Raw genomic sequence first — 22,120 nt, forward strand, 5'->3', positions numbered from 1 at the left:
GGGAGGCCGGTGACAAGCACCAAGGTCTGAGGCTACTGGATCACCCGCATTCGCGGGTGATGACAATTGTGGGTATGTTGAGCGCGAGAGCAGCGCCCTCGCTACTTCCTGTTTCTATTCTCCGCCAGACCATCGCGCGACAGCTGATCGGCGCGTTCGTTCTCGGCGTGGCCGGCGTGGCCCTTGACCCAGTGCCAGCGCACGGTGTGGGTATGCAGCGCGGCGTCGAGGCGCTGCCACAGGTCGACATTCTTCACCGGCTTCCTGTCGGCGGTCTTCCAGCCGTTTTTCTTCCAGCCGTGGATCCAGCTCATGATGCCGTTGCGCAGGTACTGGCTGTCGGTGTGCAGATCGACGGTGCACGGCTTCTTCAGCGCCTCCAGCGCCGAGATCGCGGCCATCAGCTCCATGCGGTTGTTGGTGGTGTGCGGCTCGCCGCCCTTCAATTCCTTCTCGACCTCGCCGAATTTCAGGATCGCGCCCCAGCCGCCGGGACCGGGATTGCCGGAGCAGGCGCCGTCGGTGTGAATGATGACGGGAGTGAGAGCAGTCACGTGGGCAATCCCTAGGCTTCGACGCCGTAATCGGCCATGCAGCGCACGGCCTGATGAAACCGCAGCTTGCGGACGTATTCCAGCGGGTCTTTCGGACGCACCAAAGCGCCGGCGGGCACATTGAGGAAGTCGACCAGGCGGGTCAGCAGGAAGCGCAGCGACGCGCCGCGCGCCAGCAGCGGCAATGCACCCTGCTCGGCATCCGACAGTTTTCGAACCTTCTCATAGGCGGACAGAAACGCCCGCGCCTTGGTGACGTTGAAGGAATGATCGGCCTCGAAGCACCAGGCGTTGAGGCAGATCGCAACGTCGTAAGCCAGCATGTCGTTGCAGGCGAAGGTGAAGTCGATGATCCCCGACAATTGGTCGCCGAGGAAGAAGGCGTTGTCGTTGAACAGATCGGCGTGGATGACGCCTTCGGGCAGATCCTTCGGCCAGACCCCGCTTTCCAGATAGTCCAGCTCGGTGGCGATCAAGTCGCGCAGGCCGTGCTGGACCTCGTCGGCGCGTGGCGCCGCCGCATTGAACAGCGGCCGCCAGCCCGACACAGACAGCGCATTGGCGCGCGGCATGGTGAAATCCTGGCCGGCCAGATGCAGCTTCGCCAGGCCTTCGCCGATCCCCGCGCACTGCGCGACATTCGGCTTGCGCGGCCAGACGCCTTCGAGAAAATCGATGATGGCGGCGGGACGGCCGGCCAGCGTGCCGAGCATGGTGCCGTCGCGCATCTTGACCGGCTGCGGGCAGCTTATGCCGCGCGACGCCAGATGGCTCATCAGAGCGAGAAAGAACGGCAGGTCGTCCTTTGCCACGCGCTTTTCATAGAGCGTGAGGATGAACGAGCCCTTGCTGGTGTGCAGCAGGAAGTTGGTGTTCTCGACGCCCTCGGCGATGCCCTTGTAGGACATGAGCTCGCCGATGTCGTAACGCGCCAGATACGCCGCGAGCTCGTCGGCGGCGACGTCGGTGTAAACCGCCATGCGCTTAAGCGGCGTCGGGGCGCAATGAGCGCGGCAGCGGGAAGAACTCGTTTTCTTCCGCGGCCGACACCGTCTCCACATGCAGTTCGTAGCGCTCGGCAAAGGCGCCCATGATCTCCTCGACGATCACCTCCGGCGCCGAGGCGCCTGCGGTGATGCCGAGGCTCTTGATGCCGTCGAACATCGACCAGTCGAGATCGCTCGCGCGCTGTGCCAGCACCGAGACCTTGCAGCCCTCGCGCTCGGCGACCTCGCGCAGACGCTGCGAATTCGACGAGTTCGGCGCGCCGACCACGATCAGCGCATCGACCACCGGCGCCACCTTCTTGACCGCGAGCTGGCGGTTAGTGGTGGCGTAGCAGATGTCTTCCTTGTGCGGCCCGTTGATGGTCGGGAAGCGCTGCTTGAGCATGGCGACGATTTCCGCGGTGTCGTCGATCGACAGCGTGGTCTGGGTCACGAAAGCGAGGTTGTTGGGGTCCTTCGGGGTGAAGGTGGCGGCATCCTGGGCGGTCTCGATCAGCATTACCGCGCCGGCGGGCGGCTGGCCGAGGGTTCCGACCACTTCCGGATGGTGCGAATGCCCGATCAGCAGGATCTCGCGGCCGCGCTTGAAATGGATCGCCGCCTCGCGGTGCACCTTGGTGACCAGCGGACAGGTGGCGTCGAGGGAGAAGAAATTGCGCTGTTTGGCGTCCGCCGGCACCGATTTCGGCACGCCATGGGCGGAAAATACCACCGGTGCACTGGTATTGTCGGGGATTTCGGCCAGTTCCTCGACGAAAATCGCGCCCTTGGTGCGCAGGCTGTCGACCACATATTTGTTATGGACGATTTCGTGCCGGACATAGACCGGCGCGCCATGGATCGCCAGCGCCCGCTCGACGGTATCGATGGCCCGGACCACGCCGGCGCAGAAGCCGCGGGGGGAACAAAGCACGATTTTCAGGGGCGGTTTGGCCGTCATGATGGGAATCCAAGGGTCATCTAAGGTCCGGAGCCCCCGGAAGAGCGGGTGCAAAGCGGTCATTTCGACGGGACAATAAGGCAAAGAGCCTGTTTCAGGAAGCACTTGGCCTCCCAAGAAAGCACTTGGGGCCCGATCGCCGCGCTGTCAAGGCCGAACAGTCTTCCATTGCGGAGTTAGGCCGGGACAGACTATATACAGCCTGAATTCCCCGTCATCACCGATGACCAGACGGCTCCGCCTCCAAAAAGGTGGGCGGAGCGTAAAGGAGATTTGCCATGAGCAATGCACCGCTGATGCCAAAGGCAACTGCCGTGTGGCTGGTCGACAATACGGCGCTGACCTTCGACCAGGTTGCCGACTTCACCAAGATGCACCCGCTCGAGATCCGCGCGATCGCCGACGGCGACGCCGCCCAGGGCATCAAGGGCATGGATCCGATTTCCAACGGCCAGCTGACCCGCGACGAGATCGAACGCGGCGAGAAGGACAAGAATTATCGCCTCAAGCTCGAGGAGAGCAAGGTGATCCTGCCGCCGGCTGCCAAGAAGAAGGGCCCGCGCTACACCCCGGTGTCGCGCCGCCACGAACGGCCGAGCGCGATCCTGTGGCTGGTGCGCAACCATGCCGAGCTGAAGGACAGCCAGATCATGCGGCTGGTCGGCACCACCAAGACGACGATCGCCTCGATCCGCGACCGCACCCACTGGAATGCCTCGACCCTGACGCCGATGGACCCGGTGACCCTGGGCCTCTGCTCGCAGATCGAACTGGATTTCGAAGTGCAGCGCGCGGCCAAGGAAAAGCCGACCGATCAGGCCTATGGCGGCGCGACGTTGCTGCCGGCCTCCGAAACCACCCGCAAGGAGGAGGAATACGAGACCTCCGAACGCAGCGGCGACGACCTCAATGTCGATGCGGTGTTCGCCAAGCTCAAGGGCATCGGCGGCACCAAGAAGGCCGAAGACGACGAGGAGTAGGTCTTTCGCACCTCGCGAGACGCGCTTTCAGCATTCAATCGGAAAGAAGCGGCGAAGAAATTCGCCGCTTCTTTTTTGCGCATCACGCTCGGCTCTTGTGCCCCGGACGCCATGCTAGACGCAGTGTTGCCTCTCAGAGCCGGGCCATAACGAACGCTGGAGCCTGTGCCTGGGGCGGCTCCGCATCCGGGACACACGACAGCCCTTACACAAACTTCACTTTCCAAAGCCGGCCGAATCCTGCGACATCGCCGCTGGCAGGCACCATGGCCTGCGCCGGGGACCCTCACGATGGCATCGCTCTGGCTTGGTCTGGTGCGCCTGGTCGCCGGCTTCCGGCGCGGCCTGCGCGATCCCGAATTCCGCGCCATCCTGTTCCTGATCGCGGTGGCGATCGGGGTCGGCGCGACATTCTTCCGCGTCATCGAACAGTGGCCGTGGATCGATGCGGCCTATTTCAGCGTGATGGCGCTGACCACCGTCGGCGACGCCACCCTGGCGCCGACCACGGCGATCGCCAAGATCTTCACCATGGGGTTCTCGATCTGCGGCATCGGCCTGATGCTCGCCTTCCTGTCGCGGCTGTCGTCGTTTCGCGACCACGACAGCAACCAGGACGAGCGGAAATAATCCTCACGCCTTCTTGAGAAATTCCACCCGCAGCACCAGGCCCTTGATCTTGTCGGTGCGGCCTTCGATTTCCTCCTCGTTGTCGGTGAGGTGGATGTTCTTGATCACGGTGCCGCGCTTCAGCACGGTGGAGGAGCCCTTCAGCTTGAGATCCTTGATCAACGTGACGGTATCGCCTTCGGCAAGCAGCGCGCCGTTGGAATCCCTGACCTTGATATCCATGGTGTATCCTACTTTTCTAGCGCACGCGGCACCACTGTCATCGCCCGGCCAGGCGCTCAATTGCGCGCCTGGAACGGACGACCCAGCAGCCACCGGTGCCGACGATGGAGCCGCGCTGACTCCGAATACTGGATCACGGGCTTTCGCGGGTGATGACAACTGAGCGTAATCGCGCGACGCACTCTTACTTCGACATCACACCGAATAACAATACCTACAAAAAAACGCGGCACCGGTTTGCACCGGTGCCGCGCGCAAAAAGTGCCGGCTCAGAACTTGTAGGTGATGCCGGTGCCGATCAGCCAGGGATCCAGATTGACCTTGCCGGTGATCGGGGTGCCATTGGCCAGGCGGCCTTCCCAACCCGGGCGCAGCCAGAGCTTCTTGACGTCGACGTTCCAGCCCCAATGCTTGTCGAGCATGTAGTCGAAGCCGAACTGCACCACCGGCGCGGCGGCGTCCTTCAGATGGCTGTCGATGACGGTGGTGCCGCCCGCGGACTGGCTGAAGAACCAGGTGTAGTTGACGCCGGCACCGACGTAGGGCTTGAACGCGCCGAAATCGGTGAAGTGGTACTGCAGGGTGAGGGTCGGCGGCAGCAGCCAGGCCTTGCCGACATCGACACCGGCCAGCGCATCAGCGCCGGTGACATGGTGCTTGGTGACGCCGAGGATGAGTTCGGCCGCGATGTTCTTGGTGAAGAAGTAAGAGATATCGAGCTCGGGAACGACCTGATCGGAGGTCTTCAGCGACGAGCCCGGGACCTGGTCGACACGACCGCCATTTTCCGGGATCACGCCGAGCACGCGCAGGCGAATCATCCAAGGATTCCATTCTTCGACGACCGGCGCCTTGTAATAGGGTGCCTTGGCCGGGAGGTCGGCGGCCTGCGCCGGTGCTGCGAGGGCGCCGAGCGCCGCTGTCGTCATCAGCACTGACAGTGCTGTCATAACTTTCTTCATCAAACTTCCCCAAATGTTCAATCGTCAGCGTGAACGGACTCAGCTGGCTGGTTCAGAACAGAGACGACAGCGGGGAATTCGGATAATTGATCGAGATCAAACCGGGTCAGCCGCCGGCGACGTTTGCCCTCGACCGTGGCTTTGATGTCACAGAGCGCGCGCCACGACGCGGTGGCCATTCACCGGACAATGCCTCGCAAGAGCAGGCGGATCGAGCGCCCCAGCCGATGCGGGGAATCGTCCGTCCTACGGACGGTCCGGATTATTCAGCATGTGTTCGCCAAGATTGCGCTGGGCACGATCGGCGCGGGCGACGGCGTTGCTGCGCTGGACGTCGCGATCCTTGCGGCAGGCCGCATATTCGCTGGAGCCGACCGTAACACCGTTGGCGCGGCAGATGGCGTCGTCATCCTCGCCCAGGCTGGAGACCGGGATATCGCTGCGCCGCGCACAGGCGCCCAGCGCGAGCGCCGCGAGCGTCAGAACAATCAGAGGGGTCGGAGTCGGTCGCATGAAAAATCCTGGCGGCGTGACGGTGGCGCCGTGTTTAGCGCGAAATGCGGGGATTGTAAGGTATAGATGCCGGGCGGCGGAGGCACCCTCCCTCGCCCCCTGGCGAAGCTTCGCTTCGCACCACTTGCGGGGAGAGGGTCGGGTGAGGGGCACTTCGGCCCGCAAACACGGACTCGTGGTCAGCAATGTGCCTCGCCCCTCACCCGACCGGCTTCGCCGGTCGACCTCTACCCGCGCAGGATGCGGGGAGAGGTTAAGACAGCACTACACCCTGCCCTTCAGCGCCTCGCCGATCTCGCCCAGCGCATTGGGATCCTCGATGGTGGCGGGCATCGCCCAGTCGTCGCCATCGGCGATCTTCTTGATGGTGCCGCGCAGGATCTTGCCCGAGCGCGTCTTCGGCAGCCGGGCCACGGTGATGGCGAGCTTGAACGCCGCCACCGGCCCGAGCTTGTCGCGCACCAGCGCCACCACTTCCTTTTCCACCTGCGCCACCGGCTTGGTGACGCCAGCCTTCAAGACCAGGAAGCCACACGGCACCTCGCCCTTGATGGCGTCCTTGATGCCGAGCACGGCGCATTCGGCGACGTCTGGATGCGAGGCGAGGATCTCCTCCATGCCGCCGGTGGACAGCCGGTGGCCGGCGACATTGATGATGTCGTCGGTGCGGCCCATCACATAGACGTAGCCATCCTCGTCGAGATAGCCCGCGTCGGAGGTCTTGTAGTAGCCGGGGAACTCGTTGAAGTAGGCTTCCTTGCAGCGCTCGTCCTGCTCCCACAGGGTCGGCAGGCAGCCCGGCGGCATCGGCAGCTTGATGACGATGGAGCCCATGGTGCCGGCCGGCAGCGGCTTGGCCGCCTCGTCCACCACATCGACCTGGTAGCCGGGCATCGGCACCGTCGGCGACCCATGCTTGACCGGCAGCAGGCCGAGGCCCACCGGATTGCCGGCGATGCACCAGCCGGTCTCGGTCTGCCACCAGTGATCGACCACCGGCAGCTTCGGCTGCTGCTCGGCCCACTCCACCGTCGGCGGATCGGCGCGCTCGCCGGCCAGGAAGAGCGTGCGCAGCTGTGACAGGTCGTATTTGCGGATGAAGGCGCCTTCGGGATCCTCCTTGCGGATGGCACGAAACGCCGTCGGTGCCGTGAACAGCGCCACGGCTTTGTGCTCCGAGATCACGCGCCAGAACGCGCCGGCGTCCGGCGTGCCCACCGGCTTGCCCTCATACATGATCGAGGTCGCGCCATGCAGCAGCGGGCCGTAGATGATGTAGCTGTGGCCGACCACCCAGCCGATGTCGGAAGCGCACCAGAACACTTCGCCCGGCTTGATGCCGTAGAGATTCCACATCGACCATTTCAGCGCGACCATGTGGCCGCCATTGTCGCGCACCACGCCCTTGGGCTTGCCGGTGGTGCCGGAGGTGTAGAGGATATACAGCGGATCGATGGCAAGGACCGGCACGCAACCGGCTGTCTTGCCGACGGCGATGGCATCGGCGCGCAGGCTGGCCCAGTCGTGGTCGCGGCCTTCGACCAGGTCGCACCCCTGCTGCGGGCGCTGCAGGATGATACAGGCGTCCGGCTTGATGCTGGACAGGCTGATCGCCGCGTCGAGCAACGGCTTGTAGTGCACGATGCGGCCGGGCTCGAGGCCGCAGCTGGCGGACAGGATCAACTTGGGACGGGCATCCTCGATGCGGGTCGCGAGTTCCTTGGCGGCAAAGCCGCCGAACACCACCGAATGCACCGCGCCGATGCGCGCGCAGGCCAGCATGGCGATCATCGCTTCCGGCACCATCGGCATGTACAGCACCACGCGGTCGCCCTTGGCGACGCCGAGATCCTGCATCACCGCGGCCAGCGTCGATACTTCGTGCAGCATCTGCGCATAGGTGAACTTGGTGATCGTGCCGGCCAGCGGCGAGATCGTGGATCAGTGCCGGCTGGTCAGCGCGGCCGGAGGCGACATGGCGGTCGAGCGCGTTGTAGCAGGTGTTGACCACGGCGCCGGCGAACCAGCGTCCATACAGGCCCATGGCGGGATCGAAGACCTTCTTCGCAGGTTCGATCCAGTCGATCTCGCGCGCCGCCTCGCCCCAGAATCCCTCGGGATCGCTGATCGAACGGGCATGGACCTCGCGATAGCGGCTTTTGGCATGGATGTTCATGGCGTCGCTCCCGTGCGCGGTCATTGGCGACCGCTTCTTGTAGTTGTCTTACCCCGTTTCCGGCGTCCGCGCCTCATGCTCGTGCGGACCGCCCGGATGGCGCGAGGCCATCCGGGTGCGGCCGGGCTACTGGCAGTAATACCGCCGGCCGTCATAACCCCGATAGGTGCCAGTGGCGGGATCGAACGAGCGGTAGCGCGAGAAGCAGTAGGCCTCCCAGCCCGGTCCCGGACCGACCGGCGCGACGTAGACCGGCGCCGGCGCGTAATAGCCGCGGCCATAATACGGGCCGCCATAATAGTCGCGCTGCTGGCTCGCCGCGATACCGCCGATGATCAGCCCGGCGATTCCCGCCGCGGCAGCGGCAGCAGCCGCGTCGCCGTGGCGCCCGCGAACCGCGACGATGTCCGAGCCGGCCGTCGACGTCATGGCCGTCGAAGCCGGGTTCAGCGGCGCCGCGCCCGCCGGCGCAAGACCGGCAACCATTCCAAGCAAGGCCGCCGCAGCAACCCCAACACACAAGCCGCGAGATATGTTCATGGAAAACTCCTCTGTGAGTTTTCATAGTGGCTCCGGCGCGGGAACCTGGCGTTGATCGAGGTCAACACGCCCGCGCAAAGGCAACCTCACGCTGCATCCGGCGTCGCCTTGCGCATGGCCTGCAGCGGCGCGAATTCCTCGACGGTCAGGGTCTCCCTGGCGATCAGCAGCGCGGTGCCGGCTTCGAGATCGTCGCGGCGACGTTCGAGAATCGCCTGCGCGGCGGCGCGGCCCGCCTCGATCAGGTCGCGCACCGCCAGATCGATCTCGCGCGACGTCGCTTGGGCGGCACTCACCACGGTGTCCTGGGCGGAGGGCATGAAGGCCTGGGGCCGCGCGGCGTAAGTGCGCTGGCCGATGGTGGCGTCCATGCCGTATTTGGTCACCATCTCCACCGCGATTTCGGTGGCGCGCTGCAGGTCGTCGGCGGCGCCGGTGGAGATGTCGCCGTCGAAGATCGGCTGCTCGGAGGCGCGACCGCCCATCAGCACGGCGATGCGGTTCTTCAATTCGCTGGCGGTGAGCAGGAAACGGTCCTCGGTGGGGCGCTGCATGGTGTAGCCGAGCGCGCCGACGCCGCGCGGAATGATCGACACCTTCTGCACCGGATCTACGCCGGGCAGGCTCGCCGCCACCAGCGCATGGCCCATCTCGTGATAGGCGACGCGGCGGCGCTCAGCCTGGTTGAGCACGCGGCTCTTCTTCTCGATGCCGGCAACGATGCGCTCGATGGCGACGGTGAAGTCGTCGAAGGTCACCTTGCTGGCGTTGCGCCGCGTCGCCGCGATTGCCGCCTCGTTGATCAGGTTGGCCAGATCGGCGCCGGTGAAGCCGGTGGTGAGGCTGGCGACCTTGTCGAGATCGACGTCAGGGCCCGCGTGAATCTTGCCGATATGGACCTTGAGGATGGCGATGCGGCCGCTCTTGTCCGGTCTGTCGACCAGCACCTGGCGGTCGAAGCGCCCGGCGCGCAGCAATGCCGGATCGAGGATCTCCGGCCGGTTGGTGGCGGCGAGCAGGATCACGCCGGCACTGGGATCGAAGCCGTCGAGTTCGGACAACAGCTGGTTGAGGGTCTGCTCCTTTTCATCGGTGCCGCCGAAGCCGCCGGGCTGGCGGCTGCGGCCGAGCGCATCGAGCTCATCGATGAAGATGATGCAGGGCGAGGCCTTGCGCGCCTGCTCGAACAGGTCGCGCACCCGCGCCGCACCGACGCCGACGAACATCTCCACGAATTCCGAACCGGAAATCGAGAAGAACGCCACGCCGGCTTCGCCGGCCACCGCCCGCGCCAGCAGCGTCTTGCCGGTACCGGGCGGCCCGACCAGCAGGATGCCTTTCGGCACGTGAGCGCCGAGCCGGCCATAGCTCTTCGGGTCCTTGAGAAAGGACACCACCTCCTGCAGTTCGAACTTGGCCTCGTCGACCCCGGCAACGTCCGCGAAGGTCACCTTGATGTCGGTCTCGACATAGACCTTGGCCTTCGACTTGCCGATCGACATCAGCCCGCCCAAACCCTGGCGATCGACAAGCTTGCGGCCGAGTAACATCCAGATGAAGTAGAACATCGCCGCCGGCACGACCCATGACAGGATGGTCTGGATCAACCCGCCAGACGGAACGCCGGTGACCACGACGCCCTTGGCCGCCAGCTTCTCGGCCAACGCCTGATCGACGCGGGCGGTGACGAAGGCGGATTTGCCGCTTGGCAGCTTGTCTTTCAACTTGCCCTGGATCGTATCCTGGCCCACCGCCACCTCGGTGACGCCGCCCTGCGCCACCAGTTGTTCGAACTGGCTGTAGGGAATCGTATCGATCTGGCTGTAGGTCGCCAGCGCCCATTGCAGCAGCAGCATGCCGATGCCGGCGGCGACGAAATAGCCGATGGTGATGCCCTGCTTGCGCGAGTCGGGGTCGTCGGTCGCCATCGATACTCCAATCAGGCGACCGCGACGGATGCCGCCGCAGGCGCGCTTGCATTCACTGCAGGGTTATTTTTTCGCCGGCGCAAACGACTGGTTGCTGAACGGCGATGCGACCGGCTGCTGGATGACGACGAAGCCGCGCTCCATGGTCTGGTGGCAGGCGTTGCAGCCGGCGGTCAACGTGCCGAAGCTGGCGGCAAACTTCTTGCCGTCTTTGGCCTTGATGGCCGCGGCGAGCAGATCCAGCGGATCCGACATGGTGGTCAGGTTGCTCACGGGCATGCCGGAATACATCCCGGCGGCATCGGACAGACCGCCCTTGATCTGCGCCAGCTCATAGGCCGCCAGATCCCAGTTGAGATTCTTTGCCGCAAACCACAGCTTGATGTGGCGCGACTGGATCGCGTTCATGAGATCGCCCAGCCGCGGCGTGTAGTCGCTGCTCGTCGACCTCGACATCTGGGCAACGGCGGGGGAAGCCACCAGCACGACCAGCGCAAGGGCTGCGATCACGACACGACGCTTCATGGGCATCCTCTTTTGCAAGTCGCCGGCCGCGACGGCGACCACGATGCCGAATACTAGACTGGCGCCGGCTGTCGGACATTGAGCGGGATCAAGGCATTGCCCTGCGGCCGGGCCAGCCGGCCGCAGGCAGGTTACTCAATCGCCGTCGCGGCCGAGCAGTTGCTGCAATCGTGCCTGCAGTGCAGCCTTCAGGTCATAGCCGGGCCGGCCGAATGCGGCGTTGCGCTTTTCCAGAAACGCCCCCTGCTCGCGGCGCAGGCGGCGGCCAAGCGGCGTATCGACGCCGGCCTCGCGCAGGACACGGCCAAGGGCGCTGTCGACCTCGCGATCGAGATCGGCCAGCGCCGGGTCGGCGCAGATCGCTTTATCCACCGATCGCCTTGCCCTGGCACAATTGAAGCTGGGTTTGCCGGCCACCGCGCGCTGCGCGCCGATCTTCTCGAGTTCCAGCGCCAGCGCCTTGTAGTTGGCCCGCGCCGCCTCGTGCTGGGAATTGAGTTTGATCGCGGCGCCGAAATCGGCCAGCGCGTGTTGCCGGTCGCCCTTCCTGCGCCACAGTTCGCCGCGGCTGTTGAAGGTGTCGGCGAGCGTCGGATCGAACCGCAGCACGGCATCATAATCCCCGATGGCGCGGTCGATCTCGTCGCGGCGCACGAACACAGCAGCACGCGCCAGCAAGGCCTTGATGCGATCCGGCTTCGCGGTCTTGTCGTTGTCGATCAGGACGCCGCAACTGGCGACGATCCGGTCATCGTCCGCTGCCGCGATCGCTGCGACGCAGGGCGCGGGATCGATGACGGGATCGGCCGGCGGGTCGCTCGGCGCCGTGTGCGCAACGCCGGACGCCATACACAATGCCGCGCTGACGAGGAGAGCGTGGAGAGCGTGGAGACTCCGTCGCATGCTGGATCCGTAACTCAGGTGATGGCCATTCCGGGGCGCGACGATGCGGTGACCTCAGCCGACCTTCAGCGTCAGCCCGCCGTCGACCACCAACTCGATGCCGGTGACATAGCGCGATTCGTCGGAGGCCAGAAACAGCGCGGCGTTGGCGACGTCCCACGCCTCGCCCATATGGCCCATGGGCACCATGGCGTCGCGCGCGCGCCACATGGCGGCGACGTCGCCGGCGGCGTAACTCGCAGCGAGGCCCGCGGAATGCTCGACCATGGGCGTCTTCATCAGGCCGGGCAGCACGCAGTTCACGCGGACATGTTTCGGCGCGAATTCCACGGCGGTGACGCGGGTCATCTGGTTCATCGCCGCCTTGCTCGCGGCGTAGGTGACATAGGAAATGCCGAGCTGGCGGATCGAGGCGACCGACGAGATGTTGATGATGGAGCCACCGCCCTGCTTTTCCATCACCGGAATGACGTGCTTCATGGCGAGGAAGCAGCTCTTCAGGTTGACCGCGAAGACGCGATCCCATTCCGCCTCGGTGACATCGACCACGTTGCCGACCTCGGCAATCCCGACATTGTTGTCGAGCACGTCAATGCGGCCATAGGTCTTGAGGCAGGCCGCCACCATGGCCGCGACCTGATCGGCGCTGGACACATCGGCGGTATAGGCGGTGGCGTGGCCCGCCTCCGACGTGATGATATCGACGGTTTCCTGCGCGGCACGGCCGTTGCGGTCGACACAGAACACGTGGGCGCCCTCGCGGGCGAAGGTGACGGCGGTGGCCTTGCCGTTGCCCCAGCCCGGCCCGATCGAGCCGGCGCCGACCACGAGTGCGATTTTTCCCTTGAGGCGTTGCATCGGACGTTTCCCCTGTCTGATCTTTATTTGTTATCGCAGGCGCGCATGATGGTAACATTCGCGCCGACGGGATGGTCGAGAATTTCCGACAGCGTCCGGCAGCGGCCATCGTTGCACAGCCGCCATTCGCCCGCCGCTCCCGAATTGCCGAGCGCCAATTCAGGCATCGGCGCGCGCTGCGGTCGCCATTGAAACCAGCCATTGACCAATCGTGCCTCGGGCGGCGGCTCCATGCCGGCGCCGGAGCCCTTGACGCGGGCCTGCACCAGTTCAAGGCCGGCCGGGGTGATCGCCCAGTCTTCCTGCCAGTCGACCTTCTCGATCGAATGGGTCCACACCAGCGTGAACGCCGCCACGGCCAGCGTCTTGGTGACGCCGGCGGAAATCAGGCAGAGGCTCAAGCCGCGGCCACTTTATGCGTGGGACGCTGCCGCCACTGCCAGATCACGATGCCGATGGTCATGATGTAGCCGATCCAGTCGCTGTAGACGAACTCGCCGAGCAGGCAGAGCGCGGCGACGAACGACACCAGCCGCTCGCCGAAATTCATGCGCGTGAACAGGAAGCCGATCGCCGCCATGCCGAACAGCGCAATCGCCACCAGCGCCTTGAAGGTGGCGTAGACCACCGCGCCATAGAAGCCGAGTTCGAGCGCCATCGGATCGCCGGGCTGCAGCATCAGCGCCGGCGAATACACCGCGATGAACGGGATCACATAGCCCGCCAGGGCGATGCGCATCGCCTCCCAGCCGATCTTGTCGGGATTCTCCCGCGCAATCGGCGCCGCGGCGAGTGCCGCCAATGCCACCGGCGGCGAAAGGTCGGCCATGATGCCGTAGTAGAACGCGAACATGTGGCTGACGATCAGCGGCACGCCGAGCTTGGCCAGCGCCGGCGCGGCCAGCGCGGCGGTGATGATGTAGGTCGGGATGGTGGGAATGCCGGTGCCGAGCAGGATCGACAGCAGCATGGTCATCACCAGCGCCAGGAACAGGCTCTTCTCGCCGAGCCCGATCACCCAGCCGCCGAAGATGGTGCCGACGCCGGTCTGGGTCATCATGCCGATGATGGTGCCGACGATGGCGCAGGCCATGCCGACGGTGAGCGCCGACTTGGCGCTGTCGGCCAGCGAGTCGCGGCAGGCCGCGAGCGTGGCGCGGCCGCCGCGGGTGAGCGCGCTGATCAGCACCAGCGCGAACACGATCGCCGCCACCAGGCGGATGTCGATGCCGTCGCGGAACGTGACGCCGACGATCAGCGCCAGGCCGATCCAGAAGATGAAGCGCAGCGCCTGGTTGGAGAAGCCGAGCACGATGCTGGCGCCGAGGATCAAGCCGACGGTGAGCGACAGACCCATGGTGCCGGCATAGAGCGGCGTAAAGCCCTCGAACAGCATGTAGACCAATGCCGCCAGCGGCAGGACCAGGTACCAGCGCGCGACCAGCGCCTTCCAGGCATTCGGAATTTCGGACTTCTTCATGCCGACGAGGCCGTGCTTGCCGGCTTCGAGATGCACCATCCAGAACGCCGAAGCGAAATACAGGATCGCCGGAATGACCGCCGCCTTGACGATGGCGGAATATTCGACACCCAGCGTCTCCGCCATGATGAAGGCAACCGCGCCCATCACCGGCGGCATGATCTGGCCGCCCATCGAGGCGGTGGCCTCGACGCCGGCGGCAAACGCCCGGCGGTAGCCGAACTTGATCATCAGAGGAATCGTGAACTGGCCGACGGTGACGACGTTGGCGACGCCGGAACCGGAGATGGTGCCCATCATGCCGGAAGCGAACACCGCCACCTTGGCCGGTCCGCCGCGGGTGCCGCCGAACAGGCCGAGCGACACGTCGGTGAACAGCTGGATCATGCCGGCGCGTTCCAGGAACGAGCCGAACAGGATGAACAGGAAGATATAGGTGGCCGACACATAGATCGGCACGCCGTAGAAGCCTTCGGTGCCGAACGACAGGTGAGTGATGACCTGGTCGAAATCATAGCCGCGATGATTCAGCGGCGCCGGCAGGTACTGGCCGAAGAACCAGTACAGCAGGCAAGCCCCGCACATCAGCGGCAGCGCCAGGCCCATCAGCCGGCGGGTGCCTTCGAAGATCAGCACCGCCAGCAGCGTACCCACCGCGAGATCGAGCCGGGTCGGATCGCCGTCCCGGGCGATCAGGTCAGCATAGAAGATCCACTGGTACAGGCCGCAGATGAAGCCAAGACCGCCGATGAACCAGCCGATGGCGCGGCCGGTGTTGTTCTTCGCGGTGAAGTTGCCGATCAGACCGAAGGTCATCAGGATCAGGAAGCCGACATGGACGCCGCGCACCACCTGGCTCGGCAGCACGTTCCACGCCGCGATCACCAGCTGGAAGGTCGCGAAGGCGATGCCGATCGCATAGGCCAGCTTGCCCCAGCCGCCCGGACCGAAGCCTTCGGGGAAACCGTGCTCGAAATTGTCGAACTCAACCTTGACGGGCTCCGCGCCCTCAGCCTGCAGCATCAACGTGGTCCTCGAATATGATCAACGCTCAAATTGGTCATGCCCGGCCAAGCGCGAAGCGTAGCTTCGCCGGATGTGCCGGGCATGACAGTCTTCATCGATCGCCCTGACAGACGGGATGGCCGGGACAGCGGCGCGACGACGCGCCGATAACGGCCATGACGACAGGATGGGCGCAATCGGCCTGTTACTTGATCAGGCCCTTTTCCTTGTAAAAGCGGATCGCGCCGGGATGCAACGGCACCGGGCTGCCGGCCGCAGCGGTCTCCAGCTTGATCTCCTTGCCGGCGGCATGGGAATTGGCCAGTTCGGGCAGCGATTCATAGACCAGCTTGGTCATCTGATAGGCCAGATCGTCGGACACCGCGGAACTCGTCACCAGATAGTTGACCACGGCGGCGGTCGGAACGTCCTTGTCCTGGCCGTTATAGGTCTTGGCTGGAATGACCACCGACACGAAGGGCGGGCCGATCTTGTCCACGGTCTCCTTGGGAACCGAGACCACGGTGATGTCGGTGGAGGTGCTGAGATCCTTCAGCGACGCGACGCCGAGGCCGGCCGACTGCAGCGTCGCGGCAAGCTGGCGGTTCTTCATCAGATCGACGGATTCGGCGAAGGGAAGGTATTCGATCTTGCCGAGATCCTTGTAGCTGAGCCCCGCTGCCGCCAGGATCGCGCGCGAATTCAGCTCGGTGCCGGACTTCGGCGCGCCCACCGACAGGCTCTTGCCCTTGAGGTCGGCCAGCGTCTTGATGCCGCTTTCGGCAGTGGCGACGATCTGGATGTAGTTCGGATAGATCGCACCGATCACCCTGAGCTTGTCGAGCTTGGCCTTGAAGCCGGCTTCCTCGTCGCCGTCCCAGGCGGCCTTCAGGGAATCGCCGAGGGCGAACGCGATCTCGCCGCGCCCCTGCTGCAGTAGGATCAGGTTCTCCACCGAGGCCTTGGTGGCCTGGACTTGGGTCTTCACGTTCGGAATCTTGTCGCTGTAGATCTTTCCGATGGCGACGCCGAGCGGATAGTACACGCCGGAGGTGCCGCCGGTCAGAACGTTGATGAATTGCTGGGCATGTGCGGCCGGCGCAGACAGCAGCGTGGCGGCGGCGAGTGCGACCGCGGTCATTTTCGATTTCATGATTTCTCTCCCGTCAAATTTGGCCGGAAAGTGGACGGATGAAGGCGCGCGGTCAACCCATCCGAATGGCCAATAATGCAGTCGCAGCAATATGTTTTGCAGATCCGGGCAAGCCGCAGCCGAAATTTCGCCGGACGGCACTTGCCACGCTTCGGCAAACCGGGATCAATATGCGGCAACAGATGAGACCGGCACAGCCGGCGCTGGGAAACGGTTCCGGGGGGAAGATGGCTGCAGACAAACCGCGCGATGTCGAAGAGACGGTGGTCGTTTCCAACGAAGCACTGCTCAAGGCGGAGGCCTATATCGAGGCGGACGAAGGCGCCACCAACCGGCTGATGGGATGGGCCGGGTGGATTTCCACCGCCATCGCCGTGGTCATGAGCCTGTTTCATCTCTACGCGGCCTACGCCATCGTGCCGACCCAGGAGCTGCGCTACACCCACGTCGCCTTCACGCTGGTGCTGAGCTTCCTGCTCTTCCCGCTGGCGACGCGGTTTCGCAACCGGGTGCGCTGGTGGGACGTGGTGCCGGGCATCGTCGCGGTCGGCACCATCGTCTATGCGCTGTGGGGCGGCGATGATTTCACCGACCGCGCGACACTGCCGGACCACTGGGACGTCATCGTCGGCGTGGTGTTCATCGCGCTGCTGCTGGAGGCGACGCGGCGCACCACCGGGCTGATCATGCCGGTCGTGTCGCTGTTCTTCATCGCCTATGCGATGCTCGGGCCGCATCTGCCGGCGCCGTGGACCCATCGCGGCTACGACCTGCCGCGCCTGGTCGGCCATCTCTTCATCACGCTGGAAGGCATTTTCGGCGTCGCGGTCGACGTCTCCGCCACGCTGATCATCCTGTTCACCATCTATGGCGCGTTCCTGGCGATGTCCGGCGCCGGAAAATTCTTCATCGACTTTTCGCTGGCGCTGATGGGCGGCAAACCCAACGCCGCCGGCCGCACCGTGGTGCTGTCGTCGTTCCTGCTCGGCGGCCCGTCCGGCTCCGGCGTCGCCACCACGGTGATGATCGGCACCGTCGCCTATCCGATGCTCGCCAAGGCCGGCTTCGAGAAGAACGCCGCCGGCGGCCTGCTGGCAGCGGGAGGCCTCGGCGCGATCCTGTCCCCGCCGGTGCTCGGCGCCGCGGCGTTCCTGATCGCCGAGTTTCTCAAGATCAGCTATCTCGACGTGATCTGGATGGCGACCATCCCGACCTGCCTCTACTACCTGTCGCTGCTGATCATGGTGGAGCTCGACGCCAAGCGCTTTGGCGCCCACGACGTCAACTTCAAGCCGGAGATGACCATCGGCCAGATGACGAAGCGTTACGGCTTCCACTTCATCTCGCTGATCGCCGTGGTCATCTTCATGCTGATCGGCTACTCGCCGTCGCTGTCGGTGTTCTATGCCACCGCCGTCACCTTCGCGCTCAGCTTCCTGCGCAAGGAAATCGCACTGGTGCCGAGGAAACTGGTCAAGGCGCTGGCCGACGGCTCGATCGGCGCGCTCAATGCCGCCACCACCTGCGCCTGCGCCGGCATCGTCGTGGGGGTCGTGACTCTCACGGGCCTCGGGCTGAAGTTCTCGTCGATCGTGATCGCCTATGCCGGCGGCAGCCTGCTGCTGACGGCGATCTATACCGCGCTGATCGTCTGGATTATCGGTCTCGCCGTGCCGGTCACGGCGTCCTACATCATCTGCGCGGTGATCGCGGCCCCCGCTCTGATCAAGCTCGGCGTGCCCGACTACGCCGCGCACATGTTCATCTTCTATTATGCGGTGCTGTCGGAAGTCTCGCCGCCCACCGCGCTGTCACCCTTCGCGGCCGCCGCGATCACCGGCGGCGATCCCTACCGCACCACGCTGCAATCGTGGAAATACACCCTGCCCGCGTTCCTGGTGCCGTTCGTGTTCGTGCTCGACCCGCAGGGCGTCGGGCTGCTGCTGGCGATCCCCAAGGGCGGCTCATGGATCGACGTCGTCGAGATCACCATCAAGACCACCTTCGGCCTGCTGGCGCTCGCCGCCGTCGCGCAGAATTGGGCCCTGCGACAAACCACCCCGCTCGAACGCGGCCTGCTTCTGCTATCGGGATTGCTGCTGGTGTTTCCCAGCCTGATCGAGGCGATCCTGGAATCGCTGACCGGGCGCGACATCAGCTATACTTTTGTCCCGGGTCTCGTCATCGGCCTGGGCGTGCTACTGTGGCAATACAGAACGCCGGCGCCTTCACGACCGGCCGTCACGATATGACAGGGAGACGCACGATGCTCAGCAGATTCAGGAAGACGACCGTTGCGCTGGCCGTCACATTGACGGCGGGATTGGCGTTTGCGGGTGGCGTCTACGCCCAGCAGAAGACCATCGCGATCGGCACCGGCGGCACCGGCGGCGTGTATTATCCGCTCGGCGGCGCCATCGCCAATGTGCTGTCGAAGGCATTGCCGAACACCCAGGCCACCGCGGAAGTCACCGGCGGCTCGGTCGATAACCTCAAGCTGATCGCCTCGGGCCAGAGCGAACTCGGCTTCAGCATGGCTGATGCAGCGCTCGATGCCTATAACGGCCAGGACAAGTTCAAGAGCGGCAAGGTGCCGCTGCAGAGCCTGCTGGTGGTCTATCCCAACCGTATGCATGTGGTGACCGTCGAGGGCACCGGCATCGAGAAGATGGCCGACCTCAAGGGCAAGCGCGTCTCGACGGGCTCGCCCGGTAGCGCCACCGAGGTGATGGCGTTTCGCGTGCTGGAAGCCGCCGGTATCGACAAGGACAAGGACGTCAAGCGCGAGCGACTTGGCGTCGCCGAATCCGTGAACGCGATCAAGGATCGCAAGATCGACGCCTTCTTGTGGGTCGGTGGCATTCCGACCGCGGCGGTGACCGATCTGGCGGCTTCCCCCGGCATGAAGATGAAGCTGATCGACCACAGCGACACGGTCGAGAAAATGAACGCCAAATACGGCAAGCTCTACAGCGCGAGCACCATCAAGGCCGGCGCCTATCCCGGCACCGACAAGGACAACGCCATTGCCGAGGTCTGGAACATCATCGTCACCGGCGACAAGATGAGCAATGACGACGCCTATAACATCGTCAAGACGCTGGTGGAGAAGAAGGCTGACATTGTCGCCGTGCACAAGGAGGCCGAGAGCTTCTCGCTCGACAACCAGATCCAGGAGCGCTCCCCGATCCCGTTCCACCCGGGCGCCTTAAAGTATTTCAAGGAGAAGGGCATCGGCGGGTAACACTGCTGCCGGTAGTTCGATAGCGCGGCGTTGCTTTTCTGCCATCGCTGTGGAACCGGATCGCCAGCGCGTCGTTGGCTGGCGACACGGCAGCAATAGCGAGGATCGTTTGGCAGGCGCGGATGCAGACAGGGTAAAGCGTCCGCTCGATGCGCTGAATTTCTTTCTCGCCGATGTGCGGGACGGGCTCGGGCCGTATCTGGCGATCTATCTGCTGACCGTCCAGAAGTGGGACGAGGCGTCGATCGGCGTGGTGATGTCGGTTGCTGCCTTGGCGGGGATCATCGCCCAGACGCCGGCCGGCGCGCTGATCGACAAGACCACGGCCAAGCGCGCGGTGGTCATCATCGCAGCCATGATCGTCACCCTCAGCTCGATCATATTGCCGCTCTATCCCGGCTTCCTGTTTGTCGCAGCGACCCAGTCGCTGACCGGAGTCGCCGCCGCGGTGTTCGCGCCGGCGCTTGCCGCCATCACCCTCGGCATCGTCGGCCCCAAGGCGTTCGCGCGGCGGATCGGCCGCAACGAGGCCTTCAACCATGCCGGCAACGCCGTTGCGGCGACGCTGGCCGGCAGCTTTGCCTGGTTCTTCGGGCCCATCGTGGTGTTCTGGCTGATGGCGGCGATGGCGGTTGCGAGCATTCTCGCAACGCTGGCGGTGCCCGGCGACGCCATCGACGACCATGTGGCGCGCGGCCTCGACGACAGCACCGCGCGCGGCGCCGGCCACGGCGACCAGCCGTCGGGCTTCCAGGTGCTGATCACCTGCCGGCCGCTGCTGGTGTTCGCCGCGGCCACCGTGCTGTTTCACTTTTCCAACGCCGCCATGTTGCCGCTGGTCGGACAGAAGCTGGCGCTGGTAAATAAGGAGCTCGGCACCACGCTGATGTCGGTGTGCATCGTCGCGGCGCAGCTGGTCATGGTGCCGGTGGCCATCGTCGTCGGCCGCACCGCCGATATCTGGGGCCGCAAGCCGATCTTTGCCGCCGCGCTGGCCGTGCTGGTGCTGCGCGGCGCCCTCTATCCGCTGTCGGACAATCCGTACTGGCTGGTCGGCGTCCAGTTGCTGGACGGCGTCGGCGCCGGCATTTTCGGCGCGCTGTTTCCGCTGGTTGTCGCAGACCTCACCCACGGCACTGGCCACTTCAACGTCAGCCAGGGCGCCATCGCCACGGCGGCGGGTCTCGGCGGTGCGCTCAGCACCGCGGCGGCCGGACTGATCGTCGTCAAGGCGGGCTATAGCGCTGCGTTCCTGTCGCTCGCGGGCGTCGCGGCCGTCGGGCTTGGTCTATTTCTCGCGCTGATGCCGGAAACCCGGCCGGAGTGAGCTGCGGCGCCAGGACGCAGATGCGGAGGCCCCCCATACTTAAGAAGTGGCAACCTGCACTGGTATCGGCGAGTGGGACCCCTTATTACCCTCGTCATGGACCCGGCGCACAAGATGCCGGCATATCGAGGACTCCCAACTGATGTCATCTGCTCCCTTCTCGCGGCCGTCCCGCCGCTCCCTGATTGTCGGCGCTGCCGCCACGCTCGGTACGTTGCCACTGCTCTCGCGCAAGGCGCGCGCCGACGTCTGGCCCGCACGGCCGGTCAAGATGGTCGTGCCGTTCGCCGCCGGCGGCACCACCGACGTGCTGGCACGGCTGGTGGCGGCAAAGCTGTCCGAAGAAATGGGCCAGCAGTTCATCGTCGAGAACAAGACCGGCGCCGGCGGCAACATCGCAGCCGACTACGTGGCCAAATCCGATCCCGACGGTTACACCTTCATCGTCGGCACGCCGGGCACCCACGCCATCAACAAGTACGTATTCAAGAACATGACGTACGACCCGATCAACGACATCGCGCCGGTGATCGTCATCGCACGGGTCCCGAATCTTTTCTCGGTGACTAATACGCTGCCGGTGAAATCGGTCGCTGAATTCATCGCGCTGGCCAAATCCAAGCCTGGCGAGTTCTTCTACGCCACGCCGGGGCTCGGCAGCACGGCCCACGTCGCCACCGAGCTGTTCAAATCCATGACCGGCGTCGATATCGTTCATGTGCCCTACAAGGGCAGTGCCCCGGCGCTGACCGACCTGATCGCCGGCCGGGTCCACCTGACCATCGACAACCTGCCGGCCTCGCAGCCCTTCGCCGAAGCCGGCTCGATCCGTGCGATCGCCGTCTCCACCGCCACGCGCTGGCCGCTGCTGCCGGAGATCCGGACCATCGCCGAGGCCGGCGTGCCCGGTTACGAAGCCGCCTCGTGGTTCACGGTCGCCGCGCCGGCGAAGACGCCGAAGGAGATCATCGTCAAGCTGAATGCCAGCATCGACAAGTACATCAAGACCGCGGATGGCATCGCGCGCATGCGCAAGCTCGGCGCCGAGCCGGCCGGCGGTTCGCCGGAAGACATGCAGGCCTATGTGCTGTCGGAAACCGAGAAGTGGGGCAAGGTCGCAAAGTTCGCAGGCATCAAGCCGGAGTAACCGACACTCTCACGGCAGGCAAAGGC

20 protein-coding genes and 1 pseudogene are annotated in these 22,120 nt (G+C 64.9%); 6 read left to right on the plus strand and 15 right to left on the minus strand.

The genetic code is table 11. The features are described from left to right. Window positions 1-101: 101 nt before the first annotated feature. The 3 genes from rnhA to ispH are packed head-to-tail and all read right to left on the minus strand — an operon-like array spanning window position 102 to window position 2,501. On the minus strand, window positions 102-554 hold the full coding sequence (gene rnhA / locus ACUXVA_RS02835) for a ribonuclease HI (RefSeq protein WP_265081673.1): 453 nt from the start codon (window positions 552-554) through the stop codon (window positions 102-104). Window positions 555-565: 11 nt separating this feature from the next. Further along, the gene (locus tag ACUXVA_RS02840; protein WP_265081672.1) at window positions 566-1,534 is read right to left on the minus strand and encodes a homoserine kinase; all 969 of its coding nucleotides are present in this window, start codon (window positions 1,532-1,534) and stop codon (window positions 566-568) included. A gap of 4 nt (window positions 1,535-1,538) precedes the next feature. Next, on the minus strand, window positions 1,539-2,501 hold the full coding sequence (gene ispH, locus ACUXVA_RS02845) for a 4-hydroxy-3-methylbut-2-enyl diphosphate reductase (protein ID WP_445490740.1): 963 nt from the start codon (window positions 2,499-2,501) through the stop codon (window positions 1,539-1,541). A gap of 278 nt (window positions 2,502-2,779) precedes the next feature. Between ispH and ACUXVA_RS02850 the strand changes: the two genes are divergently transcribed. Both ACUXVA_RS02850 and ACUXVA_RS02855 read left to right on the plus strand, forming a co-directional pair. Then, window positions 2,780-3,481: a DUF1013 domain-containing protein gene (locus tag ACUXVA_RS02850; RefSeq protein ID WP_265081671.1), complete on the plus strand. Its 702-nt coding sequence runs from the start codon at window positions 2,780-2,782 to the stop codon at window positions 3,479-3,481. Window positions 3,482-3,772: 291 nt separating this feature from the next. After that, window positions 3,773-4,111 (plus strand): potassium channel family protein, encoded by a 339-nt coding sequence (locus tag ACUXVA_RS02855; protein WP_265081670.1) that lies wholly within the window; start codon window positions 3,773-3,775, stop codon window positions 4,109-4,111. 3 nt (window positions 4,112-4,114) lie between these two features. On the opposite strand, the gene ACUXVA_RS02860 is transcribed toward ACUXVA_RS02855, so the two are convergent. From ACUXVA_RS02860 to ACUXVA_RS02915, 12 genes and pseudogenes are all read right to left on the minus strand, one after another. Continuing rightward, entirely contained in the window at window positions 4,115-4,333 is a 219-nt protein-coding gene (locus ACUXVA_RS02860; RefSeq protein ID WP_265081669.1) for an alkylphosphonate utilization protein, read from the minus strand. Window positions 4,334-4,602: 269 nt separating this feature from the next. After that, window positions 4,603-5,295 carry an OmpW/AlkL family protein gene (locus tag ACUXVA_RS02865; protein ID WP_265081668.1) on the minus strand — a complete coding sequence of 231 codons (693 nt, stop codon included), beginning with the start codon at window positions 5,293-5,295 and terminating at the stop codon, window positions 4,603-4,605. A 246-nt stretch (window positions 5,296-5,541) separates the two neighbouring features. Next, on the minus strand, window positions 5,542-5,808 hold the full coding sequence (locus ACUXVA_RS02870) for a hypothetical protein (protein ID WP_265081667.1): 267 nt from the start codon (window positions 5,806-5,808) through the stop codon (window positions 5,542-5,544). A 264-nt stretch (window positions 5,809-6,072) separates the two neighbouring features. Beyond that, window positions 6,073-7,984, minus strand: a pseudogene (locus tag ACUXVA_RS02875) (propionyl-CoA synthetase). A 126-nt stretch (window positions 7,985-8,110) separates the two neighbouring features. Beyond that, complete coding sequence (locus tag ACUXVA_RS02880) at window positions 8,111-8,524, minus strand: BA14K family protein (RefSeq protein WP_265081666.1); 414 nt, start codon at window positions 8,522-8,524, stop codon at window positions 8,111-8,113. Between the two features lie 86 nt (window positions 8,525-8,610). After that, window positions 8,611-10,452 carry an ATP-dependent zinc metalloprotease FtsH gene (gene ftsH / locus ACUXVA_RS02885; protein ID WP_445490744.1) on the minus strand — a complete coding sequence of 614 codons (1,842 nt, stop codon included), beginning with the start codon at window positions 10,450-10,452 and terminating at the stop codon, window positions 8,611-8,613. A 63-nt stretch (window positions 10,453-10,515) separates the two neighbouring features. After that, the gene (locus ACUXVA_RS02890; RefSeq protein ID WP_445490746.1) at window positions 10,516-10,977 is read right to left on the minus strand and encodes a hypothetical protein; all 462 of its coding nucleotides are present in this window, start codon (window positions 10,975-10,977) and stop codon (window positions 10,516-10,518) included. Between the two features lie 135 nt (window positions 10,978-11,112). Continuing rightward, entirely contained in the window at window positions 11,113-11,826 is a 714-nt protein-coding gene (locus tag ACUXVA_RS02895; protein ID WP_445490748.1) for a hypothetical protein, read from the minus strand. A 108-nt stretch (window positions 11,827-11,934) separates the two neighbouring features. After that, window positions 11,935-12,738 (minus strand): SDR family NAD(P)-dependent oxidoreductase, encoded by an 804-nt coding sequence (locus ACUXVA_RS02900; protein WP_265081663.1) that lies wholly within the window; start codon window positions 12,736-12,738, stop codon window positions 11,935-11,937. Window positions 12,739-12,761: 23 nt separating this feature from the next. Further along, entirely contained in the window at window positions 12,762-13,139 is a 378-nt protein-coding gene (locus ACUXVA_RS02905) for a DUF1850 domain-containing protein (protein WP_265081662.1), read from the minus strand. Beyond that, window positions 13,136-15,241, minus strand: a complete 2,106-nt coding sequence (locus ACUXVA_RS02910; RefSeq protein ID WP_265081661.1) for a TRAP transporter permease — start codon at window positions 15,239-15,241, stop codon at window positions 13,136-13,138. The genes ACUXVA_RS02905 and ACUXVA_RS02910 overlap by 4 nt, the downstream gene beginning before the upstream one ends. Window positions 15,242-15,428: 187 nt before the next feature. Next, window positions 15,429-16,376, minus strand: coding sequence for a TAXI family TRAP transporter solute-binding subunit (locus tag ACUXVA_RS02915; protein WP_265081660.1), 948 nt, complete (start codon window positions 16,374-16,376; stop codon window positions 15,429-15,431). A 227-nt stretch (window positions 16,377-16,603) separates the two neighbouring features. On the opposite strand from ACUXVA_RS02915, the gene ACUXVA_RS02920 reads away from it, so the two are divergent. The 4 genes from ACUXVA_RS02920 (at window position 16,604) to ACUXVA_RS02935 (ending at window position 22,094) form a co-directional block, all read left to right on the plus strand. Beyond that, window positions 16,604-18,628 carry a TRAP transporter permease gene (locus tag ACUXVA_RS02920; RefSeq protein WP_445490752.1) on the plus strand — a complete coding sequence of 675 codons (2,025 nt, stop codon included), beginning with the start codon at window positions 16,604-16,606 and terminating at the stop codon, window positions 18,626-18,628. A 14-nt stretch (window positions 18,629-18,642) separates the two neighbouring features. After that, a complete protein-coding gene (locus tag ACUXVA_RS02925) occupies window positions 18,643-19,620 on the plus strand; it encodes a TAXI family TRAP transporter solute-binding subunit (protein WP_445490754.1) in 978 nt (325 codons plus the stop codon). A 109-nt stretch (window positions 19,621-19,729) separates the two neighbouring features. After that, window positions 19,730-20,947 (plus strand): MFS transporter, encoded by a 1,218-nt coding sequence (locus tag ACUXVA_RS02930; RefSeq protein ID WP_265081656.1) that lies wholly within the window; start codon window positions 19,730-19,732, stop codon window positions 20,945-20,947. A 142-nt stretch (window positions 20,948-21,089) separates the two neighbouring features. Continuing rightward, window positions 21,090-22,094 carry a Bug family tripartite tricarboxylate transporter substrate binding protein gene (locus ACUXVA_RS02935; RefSeq protein ID WP_445490757.1) on the plus strand — a complete coding sequence of 335 codons (1,005 nt, stop codon included), beginning with the start codon at window positions 21,090-21,092 and terminating at the stop codon, window positions 22,092-22,094. Window positions 22,095-22,120: the final 26 nt, after the last annotated feature.

Source organism: Rhodopseudomonas sp. RCAM05734 (genome assembly GCF_052658035.1).

What these genes read in the sequence shown, in the direction of transcription:
- ACUXVA_RS02870 (WP_265081667.1), bottom strand. Translation starts at nt 5,808, where the DNA reads ATGCGACCGACTCCGACCCCTCTGATTGTTCTGACGCTCGCGGCGCTC.
- ftsH (WP_445490744.1), bottom strand. Translation starts at nt 10,452, where the DNA reads ATGGCGACCGACGACCCCGACTCGCGCAAGCAGGGCATCACCATCGGC.
- ispH (WP_445490740.1), bottom strand. Translation starts at nt 2,501, where the DNA reads ATGACGGCCAAACCGCCCCTGAAAATCGTGCTTTGTTCCCCCCGCGGC.
- ACUXVA_RS02895 (WP_445490748.1), bottom strand. Translation starts at nt 11,826, where the DNA reads ATGGCGTCCGGCGTTGCGCACACGGCGCCGAGCGACCCGCCGGCCGAT.
- ACUXVA_RS02900 (WP_265081663.1), bottom strand. Translation starts at nt 12,738, where the DNA reads ATGCAACGCCTCAAGGGAAAAATCGCACTCGTGGTCGGCGCCGGCTCG.
- ACUXVA_RS02910 (WP_265081661.1), bottom strand. Translation starts at nt 15,241, where the DNA reads ATGCTGCAGGCTGAGGGCGCGGAGCCCGTCAAGGTTGAGTTCGACAAT.
- ACUXVA_RS02915 (WP_265081660.1), bottom strand. Translation starts at nt 16,376, where the DNA reads ATGAAATCGAAAATGACCGCGGTCGCACTCGCCGCCGCCACGCTGCTG.
- ACUXVA_RS02855 (WP_265081670.1), top strand. Translation starts at nt 3,773, where the DNA reads ATGGCATCGCTCTGGCTTGGTCTGGTGCGCCTGGTCGCCGGCTTCCGG.
- ACUXVA_RS02840 (WP_265081672.1), bottom strand. Translation starts at nt 1,534, where the DNA reads ATGGCGGTTTACACCGACGTCGCCGCCGACGAGCTCGCGGCGTATCTG.
- ACUXVA_RS02860 (WP_265081669.1), bottom strand. Translation starts at nt 4,333, where the DNA reads ATGGATATCAAGGTCAGGGATTCCAACGGCGCGCTGCTTGCCGAAGGC.
- ACUXVA_RS02925 (WP_445490754.1), top strand. Translation starts at nt 18,643, where the DNA reads ATGCTCAGCAGATTCAGGAAGACGACCGTTGCGCTGGCCGTCACATTG.
- ACUXVA_RS02880 (WP_265081666.1), bottom strand. Translation starts at nt 8,524, where the DNA reads ATGAACATATCTCGCGGCTTGTGTGTTGGGGTTGCTGCGGCGGCCTTG.
- ACUXVA_RS02865 (WP_265081668.1), bottom strand. Translation starts at nt 5,295, where the DNA reads ATGAAGAAAGTTATGACAGCACTGTCAGTGCTGATGACGACAGCGGCG.
- ACUXVA_RS02920 (WP_445490752.1), top strand. Translation starts at nt 16,604, where the DNA reads ATGGCTGCAGACAAACCGCGCGATGTCGAAGAGACGGTGGTCGTTTCC.
- ACUXVA_RS02890 (WP_445490746.1), bottom strand. Translation starts at nt 10,977, where the DNA reads ATGAAGCGTCGTGTCGTGATCGCAGCCCTTGCGCTGGTCGTGCTGGTG.
- ACUXVA_RS02850 (WP_265081671.1), top strand. Translation starts at nt 2,780, where the DNA reads ATGAGCAATGCACCGCTGATGCCAAAGGCAACTGCCGTGTGGCTGGTC.
- ACUXVA_RS02935 (WP_445490757.1), top strand. Translation starts at nt 21,090, where the DNA reads ATGTCATCTGCTCCCTTCTCGCGGCCGTCCCGCCGCTCCCTGATTGTC.